A 23,822-nucleotide genomic window follows, 5' to 3' on the forward strand; every position below is an offset into this window, starting at 1 on the left:
GGCGGGGACAGGGCCCCGCCCGGAGTCTCGATCAGCGCGGGCAGATCTCGTCGGCGCCGAAGAAGTAGGCGATCTCGCGCTCGGCGGACTCGGGGGAGTCGGAGCCGTGCACGGCATTGGCGTCGATGGTCTCGGCGAAGTCGGCGCGGATGGTGCCCGGTGCGGCTTCCTTGGGGTTGGTGGCACCCATCAGCTCACGGTTCTTGGCGATGGCGTCGTCGCCCTCGAGCACCTGCACGACCACCGGGCCGGAGGTCATGAAGCCGACCAGATCCTTGAAGAACGGGCGCTCCTTGTGCTCGGCGTAGAAGCCGCCGGCCTTGTCGTCGTCCAGCTTGAGCATCTTGGCGGCCACGACCTGAAGGCCAGCCTTCTCGAAGCGCGAGATGATCTCGCCGATGGCGTTCTTGGCGACGGCGTCGGGCTTGATGATGGACAGGGTGCGCTGGGTAGCCATGGGCTTGTCTCCAGTAAGGGTGATGGAAATCGATGGATAGCGCCACGCCGCCCTCTGGCTTGCGGCAAGCAGGGCGGCGCGGTGAATCGGGTGATGCGGCTCGGCGTCCGATGGTTCGGCGGTGCGCCGACTGGGCGAGGATTATAGCGTCCCGGGGCGGCGTTGAACAATCGTCGCCGCCTCTGGGTGGTCAGCCGACGGTCGAGCCGGTCGAGGGCGTTTCGTTGACGGGCCTAGACGGTGAAGCTCTCACCGCAGCCGCATTCATCCTTGACGTTGGGGTTGTTGAAGCGGAAATAGCGGTTGAGCCCCTCGTTGACGTAGTCGACCTCGCTGCCATCGAGCATCTCCAGGGCCTCAGGCGCGACGAAGACCTTGACCCCATGCTCCTCGAAGCAGGTGTCGTCATTGGCCGCCTCGTCGGCGAAGTCGAGCACGTAGCTGTAGCCGGAACAGCCGCTGGGCTTGACCGACACACGCAGTCCAAGGCCCTGGCCGCGCTCGTCGAGTACCCGACGGATCTGCTCGGCGGCGGCGTCGGTGATAGTGAGATGCGACATGGGTCTCTCTCCTGTTGTGAATGCTGTTGCAGGGGGTGCGCCAGTCGTGAACGCGTCATCTGGCCTGGCGGCGCAGGCCTACCAGGGCGTGGCGCAAGGCCTCCAGGGCCCGGTCGATGTCGGCCTCGGTAGTGAAGCGTCCGAAGCTGAAGCGCAGCGAGGCGAGCGCCAGCGCTCGCGGTAGACCGATGCCCTTCAGTACATAGGATGGCTCGACACTCGCCGAGTTGCATGCCGAACCGGTGGAGAGGGCGATATCGCGCAGTGCCATCAAGAGCGACTCGCCCTCCACGCCCGCGAAGGCCAGATTGAGAATATTGGGTACGGAGGCTTCCAGTGCAGTGTTGCAGTGGATGCCGTCGAGATCGGCGAGCCCGTCGAGCAGGCGGTCACGCAGCGCCTCGATGCGCGCCTGGTCGCCGGCACCCTCGGTGCCGGCGAGGGCGAAGGCCTCGCCCATGCCGACGATCTGGTGGGTCGGCAGAGTGCCGGAGCGCATGCCCCGCTCGTGGCCGCCGCCGTGAATCAACGCCTCCAGTCGAATATCGGGGTGGCGCCGCACATAGAGGGCGCCGACGCCCTTGGGCCCGTAGGCCTTGTGCCCGGAGAGCGACATCAGGTCGATGCCGAGGCGCCGTACATCGAGGTCCAGGCGGCCTACCGCCTGGGCGGCATCGACGTGGAAGGCGGCGCCACCGGCGTGGGCCACCTCGGCCAGGGCCGCCAGGTCGTGGATCACTCCCAGCTCGTTGTTCACCGCCATCAACGACACCAGCACGGTGTCCTCGCGCATCGCCTCGCGCAGCTGTGCCGGGCTGATCCGGCCGTCGTGGGACGGCGTCAACCAGGTGACGTCGAAGCCCTCGGCCTCCAGGGCGTGGGCGGTATCCACCACCGCCTTGTGCTCGATCACCGAGGTGATCAGGTGGCGGCCGCGGTGGCGGTTGGCACGCAGGAAGCCGGTCAGGGCCAGATTGTCGGCCTCGGTGGCGCCGCTGGTCCAGACGATCTCGCGAGGGTCGGCGCCGATCAAGTCGGCCACCTGGCGACGGGCATTCTCCACCGCCTGCTCGGCCTGCCAGCCCAGCATATGGCTGCGCGAGGCGGGATTGGCGAAGATGCCATCGAGGGTCAGGTGGCGCGCCATCAGCTCGGCGACTCGGGGGTCGGCGGGGGTGGTGGCGGCGTAGTCGAGATAGACGGGTGTGGTCATGGCCTCGGGTAGTCTCGAGTTCGGCCTGGCGATCACGTCGCCGAGGCGAGGATGCCGTCACCATCGAGGCGACGACGTTGACGGCTGGCGATCCGCTGGATCTCCTGGCGGTCGGCCAGCTGGCCGAGGGTGACGCCGTCGAGGAAGCCGTGGATATGTTCCGACAGCTCGCACCACAGATGGTGGGTCAGGCAGGTATCTCCCTGCTGACAGTCGGAGAGGCCTCCACAGCGCGTGGCGTCCACCGACTCATCCACGGCGTCGATCACTCGGGCCACCGAGATCGCTTGCGGCTCCTGGGCCAGTAGATAGCCACCGCCCGGGCCGCGCACGCTCTCCACCAGCCCGCCGCGGCGCAGGCGAGCGAACAGCTGTTCAAGGTAGGAGAGCGATATCTCCTGGCGACGCGCGATATCGGCCAGGCAGATGGGTCCGCTATGGGCATTCATGGCCAGGTCGAGCATGGCGGTGACGGCGTAGCGTCCCTTGGTGGTCAGGCGCATGGCGTCCTCGGCACCGCCGAAGCGGCGTTGGGTCATCATCGGCTCGCTGGGAGCGCGCGGGTCGAAACGGCATTATGGGAAAGACCGAGTGGCAAGGTCAACCATTCGTGCCGGACCCCTCGTCGGCTCGATCGCGCCTGTCGTCGGAAGCAGGGGCTTTCTCGGGCTCCTTCTCGGGGGGCTTGCAGGGGTCGTCGAGTACCTCGGCGAAGTCCTCGTCGCGCAGCTCGGGCATCTCCCCGGCACGGTAGCTGGCGTCGACCTTGCGCAGGGTCTGGCACATGCGCTCGAGACGCTCATCTACGGCGTGCATATGGTCGAGCATCGCCTGAATGGAGCGCGCCACCGGGTCGGGCATGTCCTCGCTGACCCCATAGGCGTCGAAGCCGAACTTGCGACGAATCGCCTCGCGGCGACCCGGATCCACGTCCAGGGTGTCGGCGGTATCCGGCTCCTCGCGCTTGACGATCTTGCCGGGTATGCCCACCACGGTGGCGCCGGCCGGCACCTCCTTGGTGACCACGGCATTGGAGCCGATCTTGGCGCCGGTGCCGACGCTGAAGGGGCCTAGGATCTTGGCGCCCGCACCGACGATCACGCCATCCTCCAGGGTGGGGTGGCGCTTGCCCTTGTTCCAGCTGGTGCCGCCCAGGGTTACCCCCTGGTAGAGGGTGACGTCGTCGCCCACCCTGGCGGTCTCGCCGATCACCACGCCCATGCCGTGGTCGATGAAGAAGCGCCGGCCGATGGTGGCCCCCGGGTGGATCTCGATGCCGGTGAGCCAGCGCGAGAAGGTGGAGAGGCTGCGGGCCAGCCAGCGCAGGTTGGCGCGCCACAGGCGATGGCTCAGGCGGTGGAGCAGCAGGGCGTGCAGGCCCGGGTAGTTGGTCAGCACTTCGAGGAAGTTGCGCGCCGCCGGGTCACGGTCGAAAACGCTGTTGATGTCCTCACGCAGGCGTTGAAACATGCAGCGGTCCTTGGGCTTGGATGGGCAGGGCGGCAGCCGCCGCGGATGGTCATTTTAGTGTGGGGGCGCCGGTGAAGGCCTTCAAGGCGAAACGGGGCTTTTCACCGGTGCTTTGCCTTTTCAGTCATCGCGTGGCGGGGCGAGCTTCTCGGTCTCCGTGAGGATGCCGCGCAGGATATTGAGCTCCATGCGCTCGGGGCGGGCCCGAAGGGTAAAGCGGCGCAGCCGGGCCATCAGCTGGCGAGGCTTGGCCGGGTCATGGAAACCGATGGCGACGAGAGTGCGCTCCAGGTGGGCGAAGTAGTGCTCGAGCTCGGCATGGCTGGCCAGGACCTGGTCGGGATTCGTGGGCTCATCGGTATCGGCAGGCTCACTTGTCAGCCAGGCCTGGCGGCATTCATAGGCGAGCACCTGCACCGCCGCGGCCAGGTTTAGCGAGCTGAAGTCGGGGTTGGTGGGGATGTGCACATGAGCATGACAGCGCTGCAGCTCGGCATTGGTCAGGCCGCTGTCCTCGCGACCGAATACCAGCGCCACCCGGGCATCAGGCTCGACCAGCTCCGCGGGCAGGCGGTCACCCACCTCACGTGGCGAGAGCATCGGCCAGGGGAGGGTGCGCGAACGGGCGCTGGCGCCCACCGTCAGGGTGCAGTCGGCGACGGCCTCCTCCAGAGTGCCGACCACTCGGGCGGCGTGTACCAGATGGTCGGCACCCGAGGCGCGCGATACGCTCTCGGCGGTGATCGGCTCACAACGTGGTGCCACCAGGCTCAGGTCGGCCAGGCCCATATTGTGCATGGCGCGGGCGGTGGCGCCGATATTGCCGGGGTGGCTGGTGCCGATCAGGACGATTCGTATGCGCTCGAGCATGGGTCAGGGTCCGGTGCTACTGGAAGTTTAGGGGCGCAGTCTAGCATGCGAGCGCCGCCGTGGATGGCGCGTCCCGAGCGCTTCTGCTAGGATTCGCGACATCGTTTCGAGTGAACGTCCCGTTCTTTAACACCACCGACTCCCCAAGGCCCGATCATGCATCCGATGGTCCAATACGCGCTGCGCGCCGCTCGCAGTGCCGGAGAACAGTTCCTGCGCATCCGTGAGCGCATCGAGAACTCCCACCAAGAGCACAACCTCGAGCGTCTGCTGCAAGATGCCGCGCGCAACGCCGAGACGTTGATCGTGCGTCAGCTCTCCCGCGGTTATCCCCAGCACGGCGTCGTCGGTCGATTCACGCCTCACCGTGAAGGTGAAGGCGAGGGGCGCGATGTGCTGTGGCGCATCGAACCCTTCCATGGCTACTCCAACCTCGAGGTGGCTGCCCCCGGCTTCGCGCTGTCGCTGGTCTGCCTGATCAAGGGTCGTGCGGAGCATGCGGTGGTGATCTGTCCCTTCAGCGACGACGAGTACCTGGCCAGCCGGGGTCGTGGTGCCCAGCACAACGGCAAGCGTATCCGTGTGCCTGGCCGCCATGCCGTGACCGGCACGCGCATTGCCATGGGACTGCCCGACGCCACCCTGCGTAGCCGCCATCTGCCCGCCTATCTGACCCTGGTGCAGCAACTGGGCCCGCTTATCGAGATGCAGCGCGCCACCGGCAGCGGCCTGCTCGACCTCGCCGAGCTCGCTTCCGGTCGTGCCGATGCCGCCTTCGTGCTGGGGCTGGAGGAGCAGGAGCTGCATGTCGGCAGCCTGCTGCTCAAGGAGTCCGGCGCATTGATGGGGACCCCGGATGGTCAGCCCCTGGTGGAGGCGGATGGTCGGCTGATGGCCGCCGGTCCGCGCCTCTACAAGGCGCTGGTACAGCAGCTCAAGCCGCACTTCTAGGCGGGTGAGCTCATGAAAAGCCCCATGGTGCCTGAGCACCATGGGGCTTTCGTGTTTCTGGCATCCGGCTTTCGGGCTCAGGCGGGTGCCTGACAGAGAGTCTCCAGGGTCTCGGTGAGGCTGGTCATCTCATCCTCGGTGCCGATACTGATGCGCAGATGATCGCGCAGCGCCTCGGTATTGAAGTGGCGAACCAGGATGCCGCGCTTGCGCAGTCCCACGAACAGCTGGGCGGCGTCCTGCTCGGGGTGATGCACCAGCAGGAAGTTGGCCTGGGAGGGCAGCACCTCGAAGCCGAGCCGTTCGAGACGGTCGCGGGTGCGCTCACGGGTGGTGATCACTCGCCCTCGGCATGCCGCGAAGTGCTCGCGGTCGGCCAGGGAGGCGATGGCCACGGCGCTGGCCAGGCTGTCGATTGGATAGGAGTTGAAGGAGTCCTTGACTCGCTCCAGCCCCTCGATCAGCTCCCGGGAGCCTACCGCATAGCCCAGACGCAGGCCGGCCAGGCTGCGGGACTTGGAGAAGGTGCCGGTGACCAGCAGGTTGGGGAAGCGCTCCACCAGCGACACCGCACTCTCGCCCCCGAAGTCCACGTAGGCCTCGTCGACCAGCACCACCGACTCGGTGATGCGCTCGAGCAGGGTGGAGAGGGCCTCGCGGGTATGACCGTGGCCGGTGGGGGCGTTGGGATTGGCGAAGATGACGCCGCCGGCCGTGGCCGAGAAGGCCTCGAGGTCCACCGACCAGTCGGCGGCCAGCGGCAGGGCCTGGCGCTCGATGCCGTAGAGGCGGCAGTAGACCGGATAGAAGCTGTAGCTGATCTCCGGCATCTCGAGCGGCCGCCCCTGGCGGAAGAAGGTCTGGAAGGCCAGCGCCAGCACCTCGTCGGAGCCGTTGCCCACAAACACCTGCTGTGGCTCGACGCCTAGCTCTTCGGCCAGCGCCTCACGCAGGGCACGGGATTCGGGGTCCGGGTAGCGGCGTAGATGGTCGCTGGGGAAGTCACGCAGCACGGCGCCGACCCCGGGGGCCGGCGGATAGGGATTCTCGTTGGTGTTCAGCTTGATCAGCTGCTCGCGGGGCTGCTCACCCGGAATATAGGGGGTCAGCTCGCGCACCTCGGGGCTCCAGAACTTGCTCATCGCTCTCGCTCGGGTCATGGAGGGGATACCAGCATGGTGACCCGCCCGGCCGGGCCGCGCAAGCCGTGCTAGGCTGGGGCTCCTGTTCCCTGATGACAATGACGTCGCGATGACCGCCCAGATTCTTGCCACCCTGCTGCCGGTATTTCTGATCGCCGGATGCGGAACCCTCTACGGCCGCCTGCGCAACCCCGATATCACTACCCTCAATACGCTCAACATGGAGCTGTTCGTGCCCATGCTGGTGTTCGCCGTGCTGGCCGATGGCCAGGCGCCACTTGAGGAGTACCTGGGGCTGGCGCTGGGCGGAGCCGTGGTGGTGCTGGGCTCCGGGCTGCTGCTGTGGCCTCTGGCCAGGCACCTTGGCCTGGAGGTGAAGACCTTCCTGCCACCGATGATGTTCAACAACTCCGGCAACATGGGCATCCCTCTGCTGCTGCTGGCTTTCGGCGAGGCGGCGCTGCCCGCCGCGGTGGTGCTGTTTATCGTCGAGATGCTGCTGCACTTCACGGTAGGGTTGTGGATGTTGCGCCCCGGCTCATCGCTGCTGCGGATTCTGCGCCTGCCCATCGTGCTGGCCACCCTTGCCGGCCTGGCGGTCAACCTTTTCGGCGTGACGCTGCCGGGCTGGCTGTTGGAAGCGTTGCACATGCTCGGCGGGGTATGCATTCCGCTGCTGCTCTTTGCACTCGGCGTGCGCATGCTCGATATCGACTTCTCGGACTGGAAGACCGGTCTGCTGGGCGCCTTGCTATGCCCCCTTTCAGGGCTGGTGCTTGCCGCGCCGCTGATCTGGCTGCTGGGGTTGACCGGTCTGCAGGCCGCGGCACTATGGGTGTTTGGCGCCCTGCCGCCGGCGGTACTCAACTATCTGGTGGCCGAACAGTATCGCCAGGAGCCCCACAAGGTCGCCTCGCTGGTGCTGATCGGTAACCTCGGTTCGCTGGTGGTGATGCCGGTGGTGCTGGCGCTGGTCTTTGCCTATGTGCATGCTGGTATCGGCGGCTGAGGTGCTGAGAAACTGTGCGCCGGCCCTGTCAGCGGTTATGCTGTGAGTCAGGCCGCCGTGCCAAACGAAGCAACGACCACTGTCCAGGAGGATATATATGCAAATCAGGACCTTGCTCGCCGGATCGGCCCTGCTCGCGCTGCTGGCCGGGTGTGCCACCGGCCCCAGCGGTGGCCCGGGTGGCGCCGCCGTGGAGCCCGATGAAGAGCGCTACCAGGGAACTCTGCCGTGTCGCAACTGTGACGGTATCGACCTCGATGTGCTGATGCGTGGCGATGAGCAGGCCGCTGCCGCGGAGCGTACCTTCGAGCTCAATGCCTCCTACCGTGGCCACCCCCAGAGCCCCCCGGACGAGACCTACGCCGGCAACTGGGAGGTGCTCTCCGGCACCGCCAACGAGCCCGATGCCACTGTCTACGAGCTCACTCCTGACGGCGAGGGGCAGATCTACTACTTCCTGCGCCTCGATCCTCAGACCCTGGAGCTGATCGACCCCGAGCGTCGCCGCTTCCAGAACAGCGAGATGCTCCAGCTCAAGCGTCAGTAATCGCCGGCGAATGATGCTGAGTGATCCAGTGGGGCGGCCTTTTGGCCGCCCCCTGCCGTTGAGGCAGATGCCGCGCCTCCCCTGCGGGGTCTGGGGCCTCGCCCAAGCGGTTTTCTACGATTTAACCACCGATGAGACATGCCATGGCCAAGGTAAAGAGCGCCTTCGTCTGTACCGAATGCGGCGCCGAGTACCGCAAGTGGCAGGGACAGTGTGGAAGCTGTCGCGAATGGAACACCCTCAGCGAGGTGCGTCTCGCTCCGGCACGGCCCGGCGGCGGGAGCGCCGCGGCAGCGGCGGGCGGCGGTCGTGGCGGCTATGCCGGTGCCCTGACTCGCGAAGTGGTCGACCTGGGCAGTGTCGATCTCAGCGAGGTGCCGCGCCTCTCTTCCACTTTCGCCGAGTTCGACCGGGTGCTGGGCGGGGGCCTGGTGCCCGGTTCGGCGGTGCTGCTGGGTGGCCACCCCGGGGCGGGCAAGTCGACCCTGCTGCTGCAGACCGCCTGCAAGCTGGCCCAGCAGCAGGGGGTTCTCTATGTCACCGGCGAGGAGTCGCTCTCCCAGGTGGCGATGCGCGCCCACCGACTGCAGCTGCCCACCCTGGGGCTGAAGATGCTGGCCGAGACCAGTGTCGAGACCGTGTTGGCGGTGGCCGAGCGCGAGCGGCCCGACATCCTGATCATCGACTCCATCCAGACCATGCATCTGGAGGATATCGCCTCGGCCCCGGGCGGCGTGGCCCAGGTGCGCGAATCCGCGGCGGCGCTGACGCGCTTCGCCAAGCAGAGCAACACCGTGCTGCTGCTGGTGGGGCATGTGACCAAGGATGGCAGCCTGGCCGGCCCCAAGGTGCTGGAGCACATGATCGATGCCTCGCTGTTGCTGGAAGGGGGCGCCGACTCGCGTTTTCGTACCCTGCGCGGTCAGAAGAACCGCTTCGGCGCGGTCAACGAACTGGGGGTCTTCGCCATGCTCGAGCACGGTCTCAAGGAGGTGAAGAACCCCAGTGCCATCTTCCTGTCGCGCACCGAGGAGCAGGCGCCGGGCAGCCTGGTGATGGTGGTATGGGAGGGCACTCGGCCGATCCTTGTTGAGGTACAGGCGCTGCTCGATGATTCGCCACTGGGCAATCCGCGTCGGGTCGCCGTGGGTCTCGACGCCAACCGCCTGGCGATGCTGCTCGCCGTGCTGCACCGCCACGGTGGCCTGTTCACCGGTGACCAGGATGTCTTCCTCAACGTGGTTGGCGGGGTCAAGGTGCTGGAGACCAGCGCCGACCTGGCAGTGCTGTTGGCGGTGGTCTCCAGCCTGCAGAGCCGTCCGCTGCCGCGCGAGCTGGTGGTGTTCGGCGAGGTGGGGCTTTCCGGCGAGATCCGCCCGGTGCCGAGCGGTCAGGAGCGTATCGTCGAGGCCGCCAAGCATGGCTTCACCCGTGCCATCGTCCCGCGTGCCAATGCCCCCAAGCATGCCCCGGAAGGCATGGAGGTCGTCGCGGTGGACAAGCTTGCCGATGCCCTTGAGGCCCTGTGAGCGGGGTCCTTGGTGTTAGAATGCCCATCACCGATTGCGAGGAGAATCCGATGAGCGCCATCCGCCTGACACAGTACAGCCACGGCGCCGGCTGCGGCTGCAAGATCGCCCCCGATGTACTCGACGGCATCCTGGCCAAGGCCGGTCCCGGCGCGAGCCATTCGCGCCTGATCGTCGGCAATCAGGGCCGCGAGGACGCCGCCGTCTACGATCTGGGCGATGGCCGCGGCATGATCGCAACCACCGATTTCTTCATGCCCATCGTCGACGACCCCTTCGACTTCGGGCGCATCGCCGCCACCAATGCCATCAGCGATATCTACGCCATGGGCGGCACCCCGGTCATGGCGCTCGGTATCCTCGGCTGGCCGCTGGACAAGCTACCCGCCGAGGTGGCCGGCGACGTGATGGCCGGTGCCCAGGCAGTGTGTCGCGAGCTGGGGCTGGCCCTGGCCGGTGGCCACTCCATCGATGCCCCGGAGCCGATCTTCGGCCTGGCGGTGAACGGGCTCGTCGAGCTCGATCACCTCAAGCTCAACAAGGGCGCCAGGCCCGGTGATCTGCTGTTCCTGACCAAACCGCTGGGGGTCGGCATGCTAACCACGGCGGAGAAGAAGGGGCTGATCGAGCCCGGCCACCAGGGCCTGGCCCGGGAGACCATGCTGCGCTCCAACCGCATCGGCGTGGACCTGGCCCGGATAGCGGGAGTGCATGCCATGACCGATGTCACCGGCTTTGGGCTCGGCGGCCACCTGGCCGAGGTGTGCGCGGCCAGTGAGGTGGCCGCGCGCATTGACTTCCGTCGCCTGCCGCGGCTGGCCGAGGCCGAGGCCTATCGCCGCCGGGGCGCGGTGCCGGGGGGGACCCTGCGCAATCGCCAGGCCTTGGGTGCTAGCCTGCCCGAGATGGACGAGGCCCACTGGCAGTGGCTGTGCGATCCCCAGACCTCCGGCGGCCTGCTGCTGGCCGTGGACCCGGCCTGGGAAGATGACGTCGAGCGCATCGGCCGTGAGCATGGCCTGACCCTCCAGCCCTTCGGCGAGATCGTCGAGGCCAGCGGGCCGGCGCGTATCGAGGTGCGTGGATGAGTGAGCTGCCGCTGATCGACCCCGACCCGGGGCTGCTGAGCGAGGGGCGACGGCTTATCGATGTGCGTGCCCCCGTGGAGTTCATTCAGGGGGCGCTGCCCGGGGCGGTCAACCTGCCGTTGATGGATAACGAGGAGCGGCGACTCGTCGGTATCGAATACAAGCAGCGTGGCCAGGCGGCGGCCATCGCCCTGGGTGAGCGACTGGTCCGCGGTGAGGTCAAGGCGGCCCGGGTCGCGGCCTGGAAGGCGGAGCTCGAGCGGCACCCCGATGCCATCGTCTACTGCTTTCGCGGCGGTCTGCGCTCGCAGATCGCCCAGCAGTGGATCCGTGAGGCGGGTATCACCCGGCCACGTATCCGCGGCGGCTGGAAGGCGATGCGCCAGGCGCTCTGTGCCCGCATCGATGCCGCCGCCGAGCAGCCGCTGCTGGTGGTGGGCGGGCTCACCGGCTGCGCCAAGACCGATCTGGTGCTGGCGCTGGACAACGGCCTGGACCTGGAGGGGTGCGCGCGTCACAAGGGGTCCGCCTTCGGCCGCCACCCACTTCAGGCTCCCAGCCAGATCGACTTCGAGCACGCCATGGGCCTGCGCCTGCTGGCGCTGCCGGGCCCGCTGGTGGTGGAGGATGAGTCTCGCCATATCGGTGGCTCCAACCTGCCCCAGGCCTTCTGGGAGGGGATGCAGCGCGCCCCGCGGATACGCGTGGAGATGTCCCTGGACTGGCGCCTGGCGCAGATCCACCGTGACTATATCGAGGAGCTGTGGACGGTCTATCACCGACAGTTCGGCGAGTGGCTGGGCTGGGCCCTGATGCGCAAGCAGCTGGAGGAGTCTCTGGCCAAGCTGCACAAGCGTCTCGGCAGCGCGCGCCTGGCTCGGCTGCAACGGCTCCAGGAGCTGGCCTTTCGCGAGCATGTGCGGGGCAACTCCCAGGCCCACGAGGCGTGGCTGGCGCCACTGCTGACCGAATACTATGACCCCATGTATCGTCACCAGCTGGAGAAGCGCGACCCGGGCGACTTTCTACATGTGGGTGACTGGGAGAGCTGCCTTGCGTTCGCGAGGGAGTGGTCGGCGCAGTAGCGGAGAGGATGAGGCAGGACGGGAAAGGTAGAGCGGGAACAGGGCATGGGGAGCCCTGTCCAGCAGAGGGTGATGAGGCGTCGGACGGAGGTAACATGCAGGCTAGCTGGAGGGAGCAGGTCCTGACCGTGATCGCCGAGATTCCCCACGGCCGTGTGACCACCTATGGGCGCATCGCCGCCATGGCCGAGGGTGCCACGCCACGGCTGGTGGCCCGCGCCCTGCGCGACCTGCCCGAGGGGCACGGGCTGCCCTGGTATCGCATCATCACCGCCTCGCGCCGGCTGGCCGATCATCCCGGTGCCGCGGAGCAGCGCAAGCGCCTGGCCGCCGAGGGGGTGCTGCTGGATGCCCGTGGTCGTGCTCCGGCGGAGCGAATGTGGCCGTGAGTTATATCGCTCAAACGGGGCTTTCTCGGGGACAGGCCCCGAAGTGTCGGACCATCGGGGAGGCGCTGTGAACCCGTCCCTGCGACCTGTCACCGACGCCCCTCGTGGTTCAGCGAGATTTTGATAATGTAAGCCCAAGGAGAGTCCATGAGCGGTTTCTTTCAGCGTCTGCAGGGTCTCGAGCCGCGCCGCCAGCAGGCCTTTATGGCGGCGCTGTGTGAGCGACTGCTGCCCAACTATGCGCTCTATGCCCAGACGGCCGGCCAGGGCAACCCGGCGGGGCTGCGCGCCATTCTCGATCTGGTGTGGGAGCGCCTGGCGATTGCCGGGGCCAAGATCGACTTCGAGCGACAGGCCGAGAAGCTGGCCGAGCTGGCGCCGCCGGAGGATGATGACAGCTTCGGGGCCCGGCGTGCCACCGAGGCCGTGGCGGCTCTCTCGGCGCTGCTCGATACCCTGCAGGGCGAGGCGCCGGAGGCGGTGCTGGAGGTGAGCCGCGCCTCGCGGGGCGGCGTGCGGGCCTTTATCGAGCTGACCGAGGGCGAGGAGGATGGCGAGCGCCTTGCGGCGCTGGTGCGCGAGCATCCGCTGATGGAGGACGAGAATGGCTTCCAGGATGCAGCCCTGGAAGCCGTGGAAGAGGGCGTACTGGACCGCGACGCCCTCAAGGCCCTGCGCCGCCTGGGGCACAACGAGGGCGTCAGCAATCTCGGCCTGTCGGCCGACTGACGCCGGCTGGCTCAGAGGCGCATTTCTATTCCGCGCTCGGCCATATAGCGCTTGGCCTCCGGGATGGTGTACTCGCCGAAGTGGAAGATGCTGGCGGCGAGCACCGCATCGGCTCCTCCTTCGCGTACGCCCTCCACCAGGTGGTCGAGGGTGCCGACCCCGCCGGAGGCGATCACCGGTACGCTGACGGCATCGGCGATGGCACGGGTCACCCCCAGGTCGAAGCCGGCCTTGGTGCCGTCGCGATCCATGCTGGTCAGCAGCAGCTCGCCGGCGCCGTACTCCACCATCTTCTTCGCCCACTCCACGGCATCCAGGCCGGTGGGGCGACGCCCGCCATGGGTGAAGATCTCCCAGCGCGGCGCCTCGCCCTCGGCGGAAACCCGCTTGGCATCGATGGCCACCACGATGCACTGACTGCCGAAGCGCTCGCTGGCCTCGCGAACGAACTCGGGATTGGTGACCGCGGCGGTGTTGATGGAGACCTTGTCGGCACCGGCGTTGAGCATGGTGCGTATATCATCACAGCTGCGAATGCCACCGCCCACGGTCAGCGGTATAAACACCTCGCCGGCGATGCGCTCGACCATCTCCACGGTGGTATCGCGGTCCTCGTGGCTGGCGGTGATGTCGAGGAAGGTGATCTCATCGGCGCCCTGCTGGTTGTAGCGCTGGGCGATCTCCACCGGATCGCCTGCGTCGCGGATGCCGATGAAGTTGACGCCCTTGACCACGCGGCCGGCGTCGACGTCGAGGCAGGGGATGATGCGCTTAGCGAGTCCCATGTTCAGTTACCTTTTCCGGCGAGTTCATCGCACAGCCGCTGGCCCTCGGCCAGGTCCAGGGTGTCCTCGTAAATGGCGCGCCCGGTGATGGCGCCCAGAATGCCCGGTTCCCGGGCGTCTGCCAGGGCGCGCAGGTCATCGAGGTTGGTCACTCCGCCCGAGGCGATCACCGGCAGCCCGCCGTCGCGGGCAAGCGCCGCGGTCGCCTCGACGTTGACGCCATTCAGCATGCCATCCCGGGCGATATCGGTGTAGACGATGCTCGAGACGCCGTCGTCGGCAAAGCGTTTCGCCAGGTCAACGGCCTTGACCTCGGAGACCTCGGCCCAGCCGTCGGTGGCCACGAAGCCGTCACGAGCGTCGAGGCCGACGATCACGTGGCCCGGGAAGGCGCGACACATCTCGCCGACGAACTCGGGCTCCTTGACGGCCTTGGTACCGATGATCACGTAGCTGACCCCGGCCGTAAGATAGTGCTCGATGGTCTCGGCGGAGCGGATGCCGCCGCCGATCTGGATCGGCAGGTCGGGGTAGCGTCGGGCGATGGCGGTGACTGCCTCGCCGTTGACCGGCTTGCCCTCGAAGGCGCCGTTGAGGTCCACCAGATGCAGGCGACGAGCGCCGGCGGCGACCCAGCGTTCGGCCATGGCCACCGGATCATCGCCATAGGTGGTGGAATCGTCCATGCGGCCCTGCTTGAGGCGCACGCACTGACCATCCTTGAGATCGATAGCGGGAATTACCAGCATGTCAGACTCCTATGGATTCGGGGCCGGGCACCGCCCGAGGCGCCCGGTTGATCCTGGCGCGGATAAGGCGCCCAGTTGATCCCGGCGCGGATAAGGCGCCCAGTTGATCCCGGCGCGGCTTAGGGCGCCCAGTTGATAAAGTTCTCGAGCAGCCTGAGGCCTGCGCGTGAGCTCTTCTCGGGATGGAACTGCACGGCAAAGGTGGCGTCGCGGCCGATGGCCACATGGGCCTGGGTGCGGCCGTAGTCGGTAGTGCCGAACACCGTGGCATCGTCACTGGCCGCTACATAGTAGCTATGCACGAAGTAGAAGTGCTCATCCTGATCGATGCCCTTCCACAGTGGGTGATCGCGCTGCTGGTGTACCAGGTTCCAGCCCATATGGGGGACCTTGAGGCGCTGGTCCAGGTCGTCGCGCATATCGGCGGGAAAGCGTTTCACCTCACCGCCGAGGAAGCCCAGGCAGTCGATGCCACCGTTCTCCTCGCTATGGTCGAGCAGCATCTGCTGGCCCACGCAGATGCCCAGTAGCGGCTTCTCCTGGCTGGCCAGTAGTTCCTCCACCAGACCACGCAGTTCGGTCTTCTCCAGCTCGCCGAGGCAGTCGCGAATGGCACCCTGGCCGGGCAGCACCAGGCGTGTGGCGCCGAGGATGCGGCGCGGGTCGCGGGTGACCACCACGTTCTCGTGGGTGACGTGTTCCAGTGCCTTGGCGACGGAATGCAGGTTGCCCATCCCGTAATCGATGACGGCAATGGTCATGGGGCGCTCCTCGTGGGGTGGTGCGTGGGGCTCACAGGCTGCCCTTGGTGGAAGGCATCTGTCCGGCCATGCGCGGATCGGGCTCCAGGGCCATGCGCAGGGCACGACCGAAGGCCTTGAAGATGGTCTCCGCCTGATGGTGGGCGTTGAACCCCTTCAGGTTATCGATATGCAGGGTGACCATGGCGTGATTGACGAAGCCCTGGAAGAACTCCCAGAACAGCTGGGTATCCAGGCTGCCCACGGCGGCGCGAGTGAACTCCACGTCCATAAACAGACCGGCGCGCCCCGAGAAATCGATGACTACCCGGGATAGCGACTCGTCGAGTGGCACATAGGCGTGGCCGTAGCGGCGAATGCCGCGCTTGTCACCGATGGCCCTGGCGAAGGCCTGGCCGAGGGTGATACCCAGGTCCTCGACGGTGTGGTGGTCGTCGATATGGCGGTCACCATCGGCCTTGATATCGAGGTCGACCAGGCCATGACGGGCCACCTGGTCGAGCATGTGATCGAGGAAGGGCACACCGGTCTCGCAGCTCAGCTTGCCGCTTCCATCAAGGTTGATGGTGACGCTGATGCGGGTCTCCTGGGTGTCACGGCTGACCGTGGCAATACGCTCGGACATTGAGGCAACTCCAGCGCCTGGGCGCATGTCGATGCGGACTACCGATGGAGGCGGCCCGCGGAAACAGGATGGTGGCAGGGCTCGCCCGTCACCGTAAAACTGCCATTATAGAGAATCGCCGACCCCATCCGCTACAATGCCCCCTCCGCGGTGGCGAACCTCGCTGCCCCGGCCCAGGAGATCAGCTATGCCGGTGACACTGCACCCCGTCGACCGGGGCGCCTGTGACATGGACGCTCAGGCCCGAACCGACCTTGTTCGTATCTATGCCGATGCGCCCGCCGAGCGTCTGCCGTCAGCGCCTGATGCTTTCATCGAAGCGCACCTGGACTCTGGGGGGAATTTCCTGTGTGCACGCTTCAATGACCGCCTGATTGGCGCCATAGCGCTGCGGGATGACGGTGAGGCCTGGTGGCTGTCGCACTTCTGCGTTCGCAAGCCGACGCGCCGCAGAGGCGTCGGTTCGCGCCTGCTGACACTGGTTGCCCAGGCCGCCAGTGCTGAGGGCAAGCCGCTGCGTGTCGAGGTGGCCCAGTTGCAGATGGCCGATCAGCTGATGCTCTCGCGGCTCGGTTATCGTCTCGATCGCAGTGGCGATCACTACGAACTCGCTCTTTCGGGCCGTCATTCCAAGGAGTTGCCACGATGAAGCGTATGTTGAGCACCTTGCTGGCCGCCATCGGCATTCTCGCGGTGCTGGCCGTGGGGGCGGTGATCTACGTTACCACCTTCCTCGACCCTGAAGACCTCAAGCCGGAACTGGAGGAGGTGGTAAAGGAGCGCACCGGCCTGATCCTGGACCTCAAGGGCCCCCTCTCCTGGTCATTCTATCCACGACTGGGGGTCGGCGTTGAGCAGGCCGAGGCCTGGCTGCCGGAGCAGTCCATCGAGCAGGACATGGCCTTCATGGCCTTTCGACGCGCGGAGGTGAGCCTGGCCTTCACATCGCTGCTGCGCGGAGAGATGGCCATCGACGGCATGGCCCTGGATGGCCTGCGCCTCAACCTGTCGCGCGACGAGCGCGGACGGGGCAACTGGGAGACGCTGCTCGAGCGCCTGGCCGATGACGATGAGGATCTGCCGACACCGGCCAGTGCCTCCACGGCACCGACACCGAGTGGCAGTGGGCCCTCCGTGGCCTTCAATATCGCCCGGGTGGAGGTCAAGGACGGCGAGGTGAACTACACCGACCAGGCCATCGGCCGCTCGCTGCACCTCAAGGGGCTCTCGGTCACCGGGCGCAACGTCAACCCGCGGCGTCCCTTCCCCTTCACGACCAGCTTCCAGCTATTTGGCCACGATACCCCGACGGGTGCCGGTGATACCGTGCCGAAGCTGGCCAGTGACGTCACCCTGCAGGGGCGCCTCGCCCTGGCCCTGGCCGAACGCCGCTATAGTCTCGAGGACCTCTCCCTGGTCACCCGCAACCAGCTGGCCGGTGTGAAGAGCCCACAGCAGCTGGAGCTGAGTGGCCAGCGACTGGTGATCGATGCGAGGGAGCGCCAGCTGCGCCTGGAGCGCGGCACGCTGAATGCGACACTCGAGCATGCCGTGCTCGGGGAGGCTCCGCTCTCGTTGGTCATGGAGTTCGCCCTGGAGTCAGATATTGCCGACGGCAGCGCCCAACTGCATGATCTGACGCTGAGTGGTAATGATGGCCTGCGCCTGAGCGGCAATCTCAATCTTGCCGCTCTCTACGATGAACCACGCTACGACGGTCAGCTGCGCCTGGCGCCGACCTCGCTGCGGCCATGGCTTGAACGCTTCGGCAGCCTGCCGACCACGGCCGATCCCGAAGCGTTCTCCGATGTGGCGTTGACGACCCCCCTGGAGGGCGACCTCCAGCAGGTGGCTCTTAGCGGCATGACCCTGGTGCTCGATGACAGCACCTTCACCGGGAGGTTGACGGCGGGCCTCGACGGGCAAAGCCTGGAGGCCGAGCTGCAGGGCGATAGCCTGAACCTTGACGCCTATCTGCCGGCCGCTTCGGGGACCGCCCCGGACGGCGCGGGTCTTTGGTCGCCCGGCATCGGTCGCGCCTATGCCCAGGAGGGCGAGATGCTGCCCGTCGACTGGCTGCGTGACCTGTCGCTGGACGCCAGCCTGACCCTGAGCCAACTGCGGCTAGGTGGCCTGGATTTTCAGGACGCCTCGCTGGCGCTCGAGGGTGAGGATGGCCGACTGCGACTGGCGTCGCTGGAGTCGGCCTTCTACGAAGGAAGTCTGGCCGCCACGGGCGAGCTTGATCTGACTCGTGACCCCATCGCCTGGCGTTTAGCGCCGCGCCTGGAGCGGGTGCGTGTCGACACTCTGCTGGAGGCGCTGGGCGAGGGAGATGCGCGGGCGCCGCTGCGGGGCCAAGCCTTTGTCGACGGCGAGCTGACCACCCATGGCAATGCCTGGCCGGTGATGAAGCGCGGCCTCAATGGGCGCCTCGCCACGCGACTGGGCGATGGCGCCATCCTCGACGTCAATGTTTCCCGGGAGCTGTGCAGCGCCGTGGCGACCCTGCAGGGGGAGACGACCCAGCGCGAGTGGGCGCCGGATACGCGCTTCGAGCGTGCCGAGGCCACCCTTGAGGTGCGCGACGGCGTCGTGGAGAGCGATGACCTCGTTGTTACCCTGCCGGGGATCGACGTGGGCGGCGAGGGCTGGCTCGACCTGACCAGCGAGCGCTTCGACCTGCGTGCCGCGGCGCGAGTGGTGGATACCGCCGATATGGCCTGCAAGGTCAATCGTCGCCTCGAGCGCCTGCCCCTTCCGGTACGCTGCGAGGGCAGCCTCGACGGCGATAGCGCCGAATGGTGCCGCTTCGACAGCAACGGCTTCCAGGCGGCCATCGGCGAGGCACTGCGCGATGAGCTTGGCGAGCGTGCCGGCAATGCCGTGGAGCAGCAGCTGGAGGGGGCCCTCGACAAGCTCGAGGAACGCCTCGGCGAGGGTGCCGGCAAGGAACTTCGTGACTCCTTGAGGGGTCTCTTCGAGTGAGCAAAGTCAGTCTCTGCGTCGGCCTCGTGCCGGCGCCTTTTTTTGAGCTTCAATGACCGATACACCGACACCCGTACTCGCGCCCGCCACCTTTCAGCAGCGTCTGCTCGACTGGTTCGATCAGCATGGCCGCCATGATCTGCCCTGGCAGCAAGACCGCACGCCCTACCGGGTGTGGGTCTCGGAGATCATGCTGCAGCAGACCCAGGTGACCACCGTGATCCCCTACTTCGAGCGCTTCATGGCGCGCTTTCCCGACCTGCGCCGCCTGGCGGCGGCGGAGCAGGATGAGGTGCTGCACCTGTGGACGGGGCTCGGCTATTACGCCCGAGGACGCAACCTGCACAAGGCCGCCCGGGTGGTGGTCGAGGAGCATGGCGGGGCGTTTCCACTCCACAGCCTCGACGAGATGGCGGCCCTGCCCGGTATCGGCCGCTCCACTGCCGGCGCCATCATCGCGCAGAGCCAGGGGAGGCGGGCGGTGATCCTCGATGGCAACGTCAAGCGCAGCCTCACCCGGCTGCATGCCGTGGCGGGGTGGCCGGGGCGTCCGGCGGTGGAGCGCAGGCTATGGGCGCTGGCCGATCACTATACGCCGGACCATCGCCTGGCCGACTACACCCAGGCGATGATGGACCTGGGCGCCACCCTGTGTCGGCGTGGCACCCCCGAGTGTGGTCGCTGCCCCTTCAGCGATGTCTGTGTGGCGCATGCACGCGGTCAGGAGCGCCGCTTCCCGGAATCCAAACCGAAGAAGGCGCTGCCCACGCGAACCACTCGCATGCTGCTGCTGCGCGATGCGCGGGGAAGGGTGTTGTTGGAACAGCGACCCTCCAGCGGCCTGTGGGGTGGGCTCTGGAGCCTGCCGCAGTTCGATGACGCGCTGGCCCTGCAGGCCTGGCTCGACATCCATGCGCCAGGCAGCCGGCTCGATGCCCCGGGCGCCTCCTTTACCCATGTCTTCAGCCATTTCCGTCTGGAGATCACGCCCCAGCCGGCGCGGATCGGGAGCCTCGATTCGATCGGAGAGGCGCGCCGCTGGTACGATCCCGATAATCCCGATGCCGTGGGCCTGGCGGCCCCGGTGAAGGCCCTGCTGGCGAGCCTGGCGACCTTCACCCTGGACATGCCGCCGGGGCCCTGAGCTTCCATCTGCCTAGGAGACGTCTCATGAGTCAGACCGTGTTCTGCCGCAAGTATCAGCAGGAGCTCGATGCCCTGCCATTTCCCCCGCTGCCTGGAAAGAAGGGCCAGGAGATCCAGGCCAATGTCTCGCGCCGGGCATGGGAAGAGTGGCAGGCCCTGCAGACCCGCCTGATCAACGAGAAGCACCTCAATATGCTCGAACCCTCCTCCCGCGAGTACTTGATGGAGCAGATGGAGCGCTTCTTCGACAACCAGGAGACCGATCAGGCCGAAGGTTACGTGCCGCCCTCATCTTGATGATAAGAAAGGGGTTGACGCGAAAAGCCGGTTGGGGTTTAATACGCACCGTTGGCAAGGGGCCAGATAGCTCAGTCGGTAGAGCAGGGGATTGAAAATCCCCGTGTCGGGGGTTCGATTCCCTCTCTGGCCACCAAGCTGCTGGGGTATAGCCAAGTGGTAAGGCACCGGTTTTTGGTATCGGCATTCCCAGGTTCGAATCCTGGTACCCCAGCCATCGCCAACCTTGTTTTCGAAAGACCGTGGACCCGAGTTCACGGTTTTCCTCGCCAGGAGGAGTGGTCCTCCATGTCGCCTTCAGTGCGGCTATTGCCGACATAGCTCAGTTGGTAGAGCAACTGACTTGTAATCAGTAGGTCCCGGGTTCGACTCCTGGTGTCGGCACCATTTGAAAGCCTTGAAAATCATCGGCTTGGCAGCACGATAAGGAAGCTCTGTCAGGGCGGCTTAGCGCCGGCAGCTTCGTGAAATAGAGACAGATCATCAGCCTCACACTTGTTTCCATCTGGAGCCGAGGTGAGGTTATGCGCGTTGTATCCGTTGTTTCGACCAAGGGTGGCGTGGGTAAAACCACCGTCACCGCCAACCTGGGTGGCCTGTTGGCCGATGCGGGCCTCAAGGTCCTGTTCATCGACCTGGACAGCCAACCCACGCTCTCCAGTTACTATCCCCTTCGTACCGAAGCCCCTGGCGGCACCTACGAGCTGATCGCACTCAGCGATACGGCTCCTGACCGCGTCATATCGCAGACGGCCCATCCCAACCTGGATGTGGTGATCTCCAACGATCATGCCGGTCAGCTCCCCCAACTGCTGCTCAACGCCCCGGATGGGCGCTTCCGACTCGCCCAGCTGCTCTCCAGCATGTTGGACTATGACCTCTTATTGATCGACACCCAGGGGGCACGTTCGATCACCCTTGAGATGGCGGTCCTGGCCTCTGATCATGCCCTCTCTCCCATCACCCCCGAGCTGCTTTCCGCCCGTGAGTTCGTGCGCGGCACCGTTGGTCTGCTACGCGATCTCGAGGCGCTCAGCCAGTTCACCCACCTTTCTGTTCCCCCCGTTTCCGTGCTTGTGAACCGCCTGGATGAAACCGCCGATGCGCGGGGCATCCACCAGACGCTGGCGGAGATGTTCGCCGCCGGCGATCAGGGCGTCACCGTCATGCAGAGCACTATCCGCGCAGGAGTCGCCTTCCGACAGGCGGCCAGTGCTGGTCTGCCGGCTCACCAGTTCGAACCGCGCAAGCCTGCCGGCCGCAAGTCGCCCGCCGCTGCCGATCAGGTCAAGCTGATGGCCTGTGAGCTCAACGCCGACTGGCAGCGGCTGATCGACGCCATGGTCATTACCACCACCATGCTGGGGGGCTGCCACGATGAGTGCCATTGAGAACCTGGTCGACCTTCGGATAGCCGAAGAGCGACCCGAAACCGGCTACCTGCCTCCCCACAGCCTGGAAGCCGAACAGTCAGTGCTGGGCGGCCTGCTGCTGGATAACGCCATGTGGGATGAAATCGCCGACCGCCTGGCGCCGGCGATGTTCTATCAGCAGGCCCATCGTCTGGTGTTCCAGGCGATTCAGGGGCTGGCCGAGCGTGACCAGCCGATGGACGTGGTGACCGTCTCCGAAGCGCTGGAGGAAGCCCACCAGCTGGAACAGGTGGGAGGGCTCGCTTTCCTGGCCGAGCTGGCTCGCAATACGCCCAGCGCGGCCAATGTAACGACCTATGCAGAGATCGTGCGTGACCGCCATGCACTGCGTCAGCTGGTTCACACCTGCTTCACGCTTAACCAGAAGGCCCTTAGTGCCCAAGGCCGCTCGGCCGCCGAGCTGATCGAGGAAGCGGAGCAGAAGCTCTTCGCATTGACGGAGGAGCGCCATGAGCGGCTGAGCTCCATGAAGGAGATGCTGGGGGAGGCCATCAACGTCATTGACCAGGCCTTCAATGCCCAGGGTGGAGTGACGGGCCTTCCGAGCGGGCTTGGTGAGCTGGACGCCATGACAGCGGGCTGGCAGCCCGGAGACCTCATCATCCTGGCCGGCCGCCCCTCCATGGGCAAGACCGCCATGGGGCTCGGCTTCGCGGAGCATGCGCTGACGGCAGAGCAGGTAGCAGGTCCGGTTTTTATCTTCTCTCTGGAGATGCCCGAATCGCAGCTGATGCTGCGGCTGATCGCCAGCCTCGGTGATGTCTCCTTACAGAAGCTGCGTACCGGAAAGATGGTAGACGAGGACTGGCCCAAGGTAACCGCTGCGGTCAGTCGGCTCACTCAGCTGGACGGGAAGCTGCTGATCGATGATGCCTCCGGGATCACCGCCTCCAGCCTGAAGGCTCGTGCTCGCCGCATGACGAGGCGCTTCGGGCGGCCCTCCATGATCCTGGTGGACTACCTGCAACTGCTTCAGGAGCCGGGCAGCGAAAACCGCACTCTCGAGGTGGGCAAGATAAGTCGCATTCTCAAGGAGACCGCCAAGGAGCTGCGCGCCCCGGTGATTGCCTTGTCGCAGCTCAACCGCTCCCTGGAAACCCGCCCCAACAAGCGTCCCTGCATGGCCGACCTGCGTGACAGTGGTGCGCTGGAGCAGGACGCCGATGTCATCGCTTTCATATACCGCGACGAGGTCTATCACCCCGACAACGAGGAGAGTCACGGCCTGGCCGAGCTGATTCTGGGCAAGCAGCGCAACGGGCCTACTGGAACCGTTCACCTGACGTTCCAAGGGGAGTCGGCGTGCTTCAAGCCGTTAGCCTGGCAGCATCAGGAGGTAGCCTCATGAGCCAGTATCGCGTGCGTACACCCGAGCATCGCTCCCGTCTTTCACAGGCACTGGCTCAGGTCATGAATGAGACCCGTCTGCGTCAGCTCGAGGCCGAGCAGCAAGGCCTTGCCGCTCTTGAGTACTTGATCCATGCGGCCCAGGGCCATAGCGGCCAGTCTCATCACCTGCGACGCCTCCTCCTCGGACTCTACAACGGCTACCGCTGGCCCTTCGAGATGCAACGCCTGCGTGGGCTCGATGTGGACCTGCAGGAGGCTGCCCTCGCGGTGATTCAGATGGCTACCTACAGCGGCCATGAGATCCACACCTTCGTCGAGGACGGTGATGCCTTGTTGAAGTGCTTCTGGGAGATCGAGGAGGCCAACGATGAATAAGTCGCTCTCAGCAGCACGTGGGTGCAAGGGGATGCAGCGTCTGGTGCGCTATGCCGCAACTCGTGGCTGGGAAGTGCAGCGTACCAGCGGTGGGCACCTGAGATTCAGCAAGCCGGGCTGTGCCCCGGTCTTCACCTCCTTCACCACCAAGGATCGCCGGGCCGAGCTGAATGCACGTTCCCAGCTGCGCCGGGCGGAGTGGCAGCAGAGGTGCCGTCATGACGAGTGATTCCACTGTCATCAGCAGTCAGATGCCGGCCGCCGGCATCGCTTC

Annotated in this window: 27 protein-coding genes and 3 tRNA genes; 19 read left to right on the forward strand and 11 right to left on the reverse strand. The window is 66.2% G+C overall.

Annotated features, from left to right (window positions below; all coding sequences use genetic code 11):
- Positions 1 to 31: 31 nt before the first annotated feature.
- The 6 genes from ndk to trmJ form a co-directional block, all read right to left on the reverse strand.
- Positions 32 to 457, reverse strand: coding sequence for a nucleoside-diphosphate kinase (gene ndk, locus E0702_RS10605; protein WP_132043633.1), 426 nt, complete (start codon positions 455 to 457; stop codon positions 32 to 34).
- A gap of 233 nt (positions 458 to 690) precedes the next feature.
- Positions 691 to 1,017 carry a HesB/IscA family protein gene (locus E0702_RS10610; protein ID WP_132043635.1) on the reverse strand — a complete coding sequence of 109 codons (327 nt, stop codon included), beginning with the start codon at positions 1,015 to 1,017 and terminating at the stop codon, positions 691 to 693.
- A 55-nt stretch (positions 1,018 to 1,072) separates the two neighbouring features.
- A complete protein-coding gene (locus E0702_RS10615) occupies positions 1,073 to 2,230 on the reverse strand; it encodes an IscS subfamily cysteine desulfurase (protein WP_132043637.1) in 1,158 nt (385 codons plus the stop codon).
- Between the two features lie 32 nt (positions 2,231 to 2,262).
- Entirely contained in the window at positions 2,263 to 2,733 is a 471-nt protein-coding gene (locus tag E0702_RS10620) for an Rrf2 family transcriptional regulator (protein ID WP_132043731.1), read from the reverse strand.
- A 97-nt stretch (positions 2,734 to 2,830) separates the two neighbouring features.
- Positions 2,831 to 3,700, reverse strand: a complete 870-nt coding sequence (gene cysE, locus E0702_RS10625) for a serine O-acetyltransferase (protein WP_132043639.1) — start codon at positions 3,698 to 3,700, stop codon at positions 2,831 to 2,833.
- 120 nt (positions 3,701 to 3,820) lie between these two features.
- Positions 3,821 to 4,570 (reverse strand): tRNA (cytosine(32)/uridine(32)-2'-O)-methyltransferase TrmJ, encoded by a 750-nt coding sequence (trmJ, locus tag E0702_RS10630; protein ID WP_132043641.1) that lies wholly within the window; start codon positions 4,568 to 4,570, stop codon positions 3,821 to 3,823.
- A 156-nt stretch (positions 4,571 to 4,726) separates the two neighbouring features.
- On the opposite strand from trmJ, the gene E0702_RS10635 reads away from it, so the two are divergent.
- Positions 4,727 to 5,521: an inositol monophosphatase family protein gene (locus E0702_RS10635; protein ID WP_132043643.1), complete on the forward strand. Its 795-nt coding sequence runs from the start codon at positions 4,727 to 4,729 to the stop codon at positions 5,519 to 5,521.
- 77 nt (positions 5,522 to 5,598) lie between these two features.
- On the opposite strand, the gene hisC is transcribed toward E0702_RS10635, so the two are convergent.
- Entirely contained in the window at positions 5,599 to 6,663 is a 1,065-nt protein-coding gene (gene hisC / locus E0702_RS10640) for a histidinol-phosphate transaminase (protein ID WP_132043645.1), read from the reverse strand.
- Between the two features lie 109 nt (positions 6,664 to 6,772).
- On the opposite strand from hisC, the gene E0702_RS10645 reads away from it, so the two are divergent.
- From E0702_RS10645 to E0702_RS10675, 7 genes are all read left to right on the forward strand, one after another.
- The gene (locus tag E0702_RS10645) at positions 6,773 to 7,672 is read left to right on the forward strand and encodes an AEC family transporter (protein WP_132043647.1); all 900 of its coding nucleotides are present in this window, start codon (positions 6,773 to 6,775) and stop codon (positions 7,670 to 7,672) included.
- A gap of 97 nt (positions 7,673 to 7,769) precedes the next feature.
- Entirely contained in the window at positions 7,770 to 8,219 is a 450-nt protein-coding gene (locus E0702_RS10650) for a copper resistance protein NlpE N-terminal domain-containing protein (RefSeq protein ID WP_132043649.1), read from the forward strand.
- A 143-nt stretch (positions 8,220 to 8,362) separates the two neighbouring features.
- Positions 8,363 to 9,748, forward strand: a complete 1,386-nt coding sequence (gene radA / locus E0702_RS10655) for a DNA repair protein RadA (protein WP_132043651.1) — start codon at positions 8,363 to 8,365, stop codon at positions 9,746 to 9,748.
- Positions 9,749 to 9,798: 50 nt separating this feature from the next.
- On the forward strand, positions 9,799 to 10,836 hold the full coding sequence (gene selD, locus E0702_RS10660; protein ID WP_132043653.1) for a selenide, water dikinase SelD: 1,038 nt from the start codon (positions 9,799 to 9,801) through the stop codon (positions 10,834 to 10,836).
- Positions 10,833 to 11,921 carry a tRNA 2-selenouridine(34) synthase MnmH gene (gene mnmH / locus E0702_RS10665; protein ID WP_132043655.1) on the forward strand — a complete coding sequence of 363 codons (1,089 nt, stop codon included), beginning with the start codon at positions 10,833 to 10,835 and terminating at the stop codon, positions 11,919 to 11,921. Before selD ends, mnmH begins: the two co-directional genes overlap by 4 nt.
- A gap of 95 nt (positions 11,922 to 12,016) precedes the next feature.
- Positions 12,017 to 12,310, forward strand: coding sequence for an MGMT family protein (locus tag E0702_RS10670; protein WP_132043657.1), 294 nt, complete (start codon positions 12,017 to 12,019; stop codon positions 12,308 to 12,310).
- A 147-nt stretch (positions 12,311 to 12,457) separates the two neighbouring features.
- Positions 12,458 to 13,039, forward strand: a complete 582-nt coding sequence (locus E0702_RS10675; protein ID WP_132043659.1) for a YjaG family protein — start codon at positions 12,458 to 12,460, stop codon at positions 13,037 to 13,039.
- Between the two features lie 11 nt (positions 13,040 to 13,050).
- On the opposite strand, the gene hisF is transcribed toward E0702_RS10675, so the two are convergent.
- From hisF to hisB, 4 genes are all read right to left on the reverse strand, one after another.
- On the reverse strand, positions 13,051 to 13,824 hold the full coding sequence (gene hisF, locus E0702_RS10680; protein ID WP_132043661.1) for an imidazole glycerol phosphate synthase subunit HisF: 774 nt from the start codon (positions 13,822 to 13,824) through the stop codon (positions 13,051 to 13,053).
- Between the two features lie 2 nt (positions 13,825 to 13,826).
- Positions 13,827 to 14,573: a 1-(5-phosphoribosyl)-5-[(5-phosphoribosylamino)methylideneamino]imidazole-4-carboxamide isomerase gene (hisA, locus tag E0702_RS10685; RefSeq protein WP_132043663.1), complete on the reverse strand. Its 747-nt coding sequence runs from the start codon at positions 14,571 to 14,573 to the stop codon at positions 13,827 to 13,829.
- Positions 14,574 to 14,692: 119 nt separating this feature from the next.
- Positions 14,693 to 15,334, reverse strand: coding sequence for an imidazole glycerol phosphate synthase subunit HisH (gene hisH, locus E0702_RS10690; protein WP_132043665.1), 642 nt, complete (start codon positions 15,332 to 15,334; stop codon positions 14,693 to 14,695).
- Between the two features lie 31 nt (positions 15,335 to 15,365).
- Entirely contained in the window at positions 15,366 to 15,959 is a 594-nt protein-coding gene (gene hisB / locus E0702_RS10695) for an imidazoleglycerol-phosphate dehydratase HisB (RefSeq protein ID WP_132043667.1), read from the reverse strand.
- 187 nt (positions 15,960 to 16,146) lie between these two features.
- Here hisB and E0702_RS10700 point away from each other — a divergent pair, with 187 nt between their 5' ends.
- From E0702_RS10700 to E0702_RS10750, 11 genes are all read left to right on the forward strand, one after another.
- A complete protein-coding gene (locus E0702_RS10700; RefSeq protein WP_132043669.1) occupies positions 16,147 to 16,608 on the forward strand; it encodes an acetyl-CoA sensor PanZ family protein in 462 nt (153 codons plus the stop codon).
- A complete protein-coding gene (locus E0702_RS10705) occupies positions 16,605 to 18,947 on the forward strand; it encodes an AsmA family protein (RefSeq protein WP_132043671.1) in 2,343 nt (780 codons plus the stop codon). The genes E0702_RS10700 and E0702_RS10705 overlap by 4 nt, the downstream gene beginning before the upstream one ends.
- Before the next feature lie 52 nt (positions 18,948 to 18,999).
- On the forward strand, positions 19,000 to 20,091 hold the full coding sequence (gene mutY / locus E0702_RS10710; protein WP_132043673.1) for an A/G-specific adenine glycosylase: 1,092 nt from the start codon (positions 19,000 to 19,002) through the stop codon (positions 20,089 to 20,091).
- Positions 20,092 to 20,117: 26 nt separating this feature from the next.
- Positions 20,118 to 20,390, forward strand: coding sequence for an oxidative damage protection protein (locus E0702_RS10715; RefSeq protein ID WP_132043675.1), 273 nt, complete (start codon positions 20,118 to 20,120; stop codon positions 20,388 to 20,390).
- 60 nt (positions 20,391 to 20,450) lie between these two features.
- Positions 20,451 to 20,526: transfer RNA gene (locus tag E0702_RS10720), tRNA-Phe, on the forward strand.
- Positions 20,527 to 20,532: 6 nt separating this feature from the next.
- Positions 20,533 to 20,607, forward strand: a tRNA-Gln gene (locus tag E0702_RS10725).
- 94 nt (positions 20,608 to 20,701) lie between these two features.
- Positions 20,702 to 20,777, forward strand: a tRNA-Thr gene (locus E0702_RS10730).
- Positions 20,778 to 20,914: 137 nt separating this feature from the next.
- Entirely contained in the window at positions 20,915 to 21,781 is an 867-nt protein-coding gene (locus E0702_RS10735; protein WP_132043677.1) for a ParA family protein, read from the forward strand.
- Positions 21,768 to 23,171, forward strand: coding sequence for a replicative DNA helicase (gene dnaB, locus E0702_RS10740; protein WP_132043679.1), 1,404 nt, complete (start codon positions 21,768 to 21,770; stop codon positions 23,169 to 23,171). The genes E0702_RS10735 and dnaB overlap by 14 nt, the downstream gene beginning before the upstream one ends.
- Positions 23,168 to 23,548, forward strand: a complete 381-nt coding sequence (locus E0702_RS10745) for a DUF7673 family protein (protein WP_132043681.1) — start codon at positions 23,168 to 23,170, stop codon at positions 23,546 to 23,548. The genes dnaB and E0702_RS10745 overlap by 4 nt, the downstream gene beginning before the upstream one ends.
- Positions 23,541 to 23,777: a hypothetical protein gene (locus E0702_RS10750; RefSeq protein ID WP_027962012.1), complete on the forward strand. Its 237-nt coding sequence runs from the start codon at positions 23,541 to 23,543 to the stop codon at positions 23,775 to 23,777. Before E0702_RS10745 ends, E0702_RS10750 begins: the two co-directional genes overlap by 8 nt.
- Positions 23,778 to 23,822 lie beyond the last annotated feature (45 nt).

Origin of the sequence: Halomonas marinisediminis (genome assembly GCF_004347715.1) — a bacterium.
GTDB lineage: Bacteria > Pseudomonadota > Gammaproteobacteria > Pseudomonadales > Halomonadaceae > Halomonas > Halomonas icarae.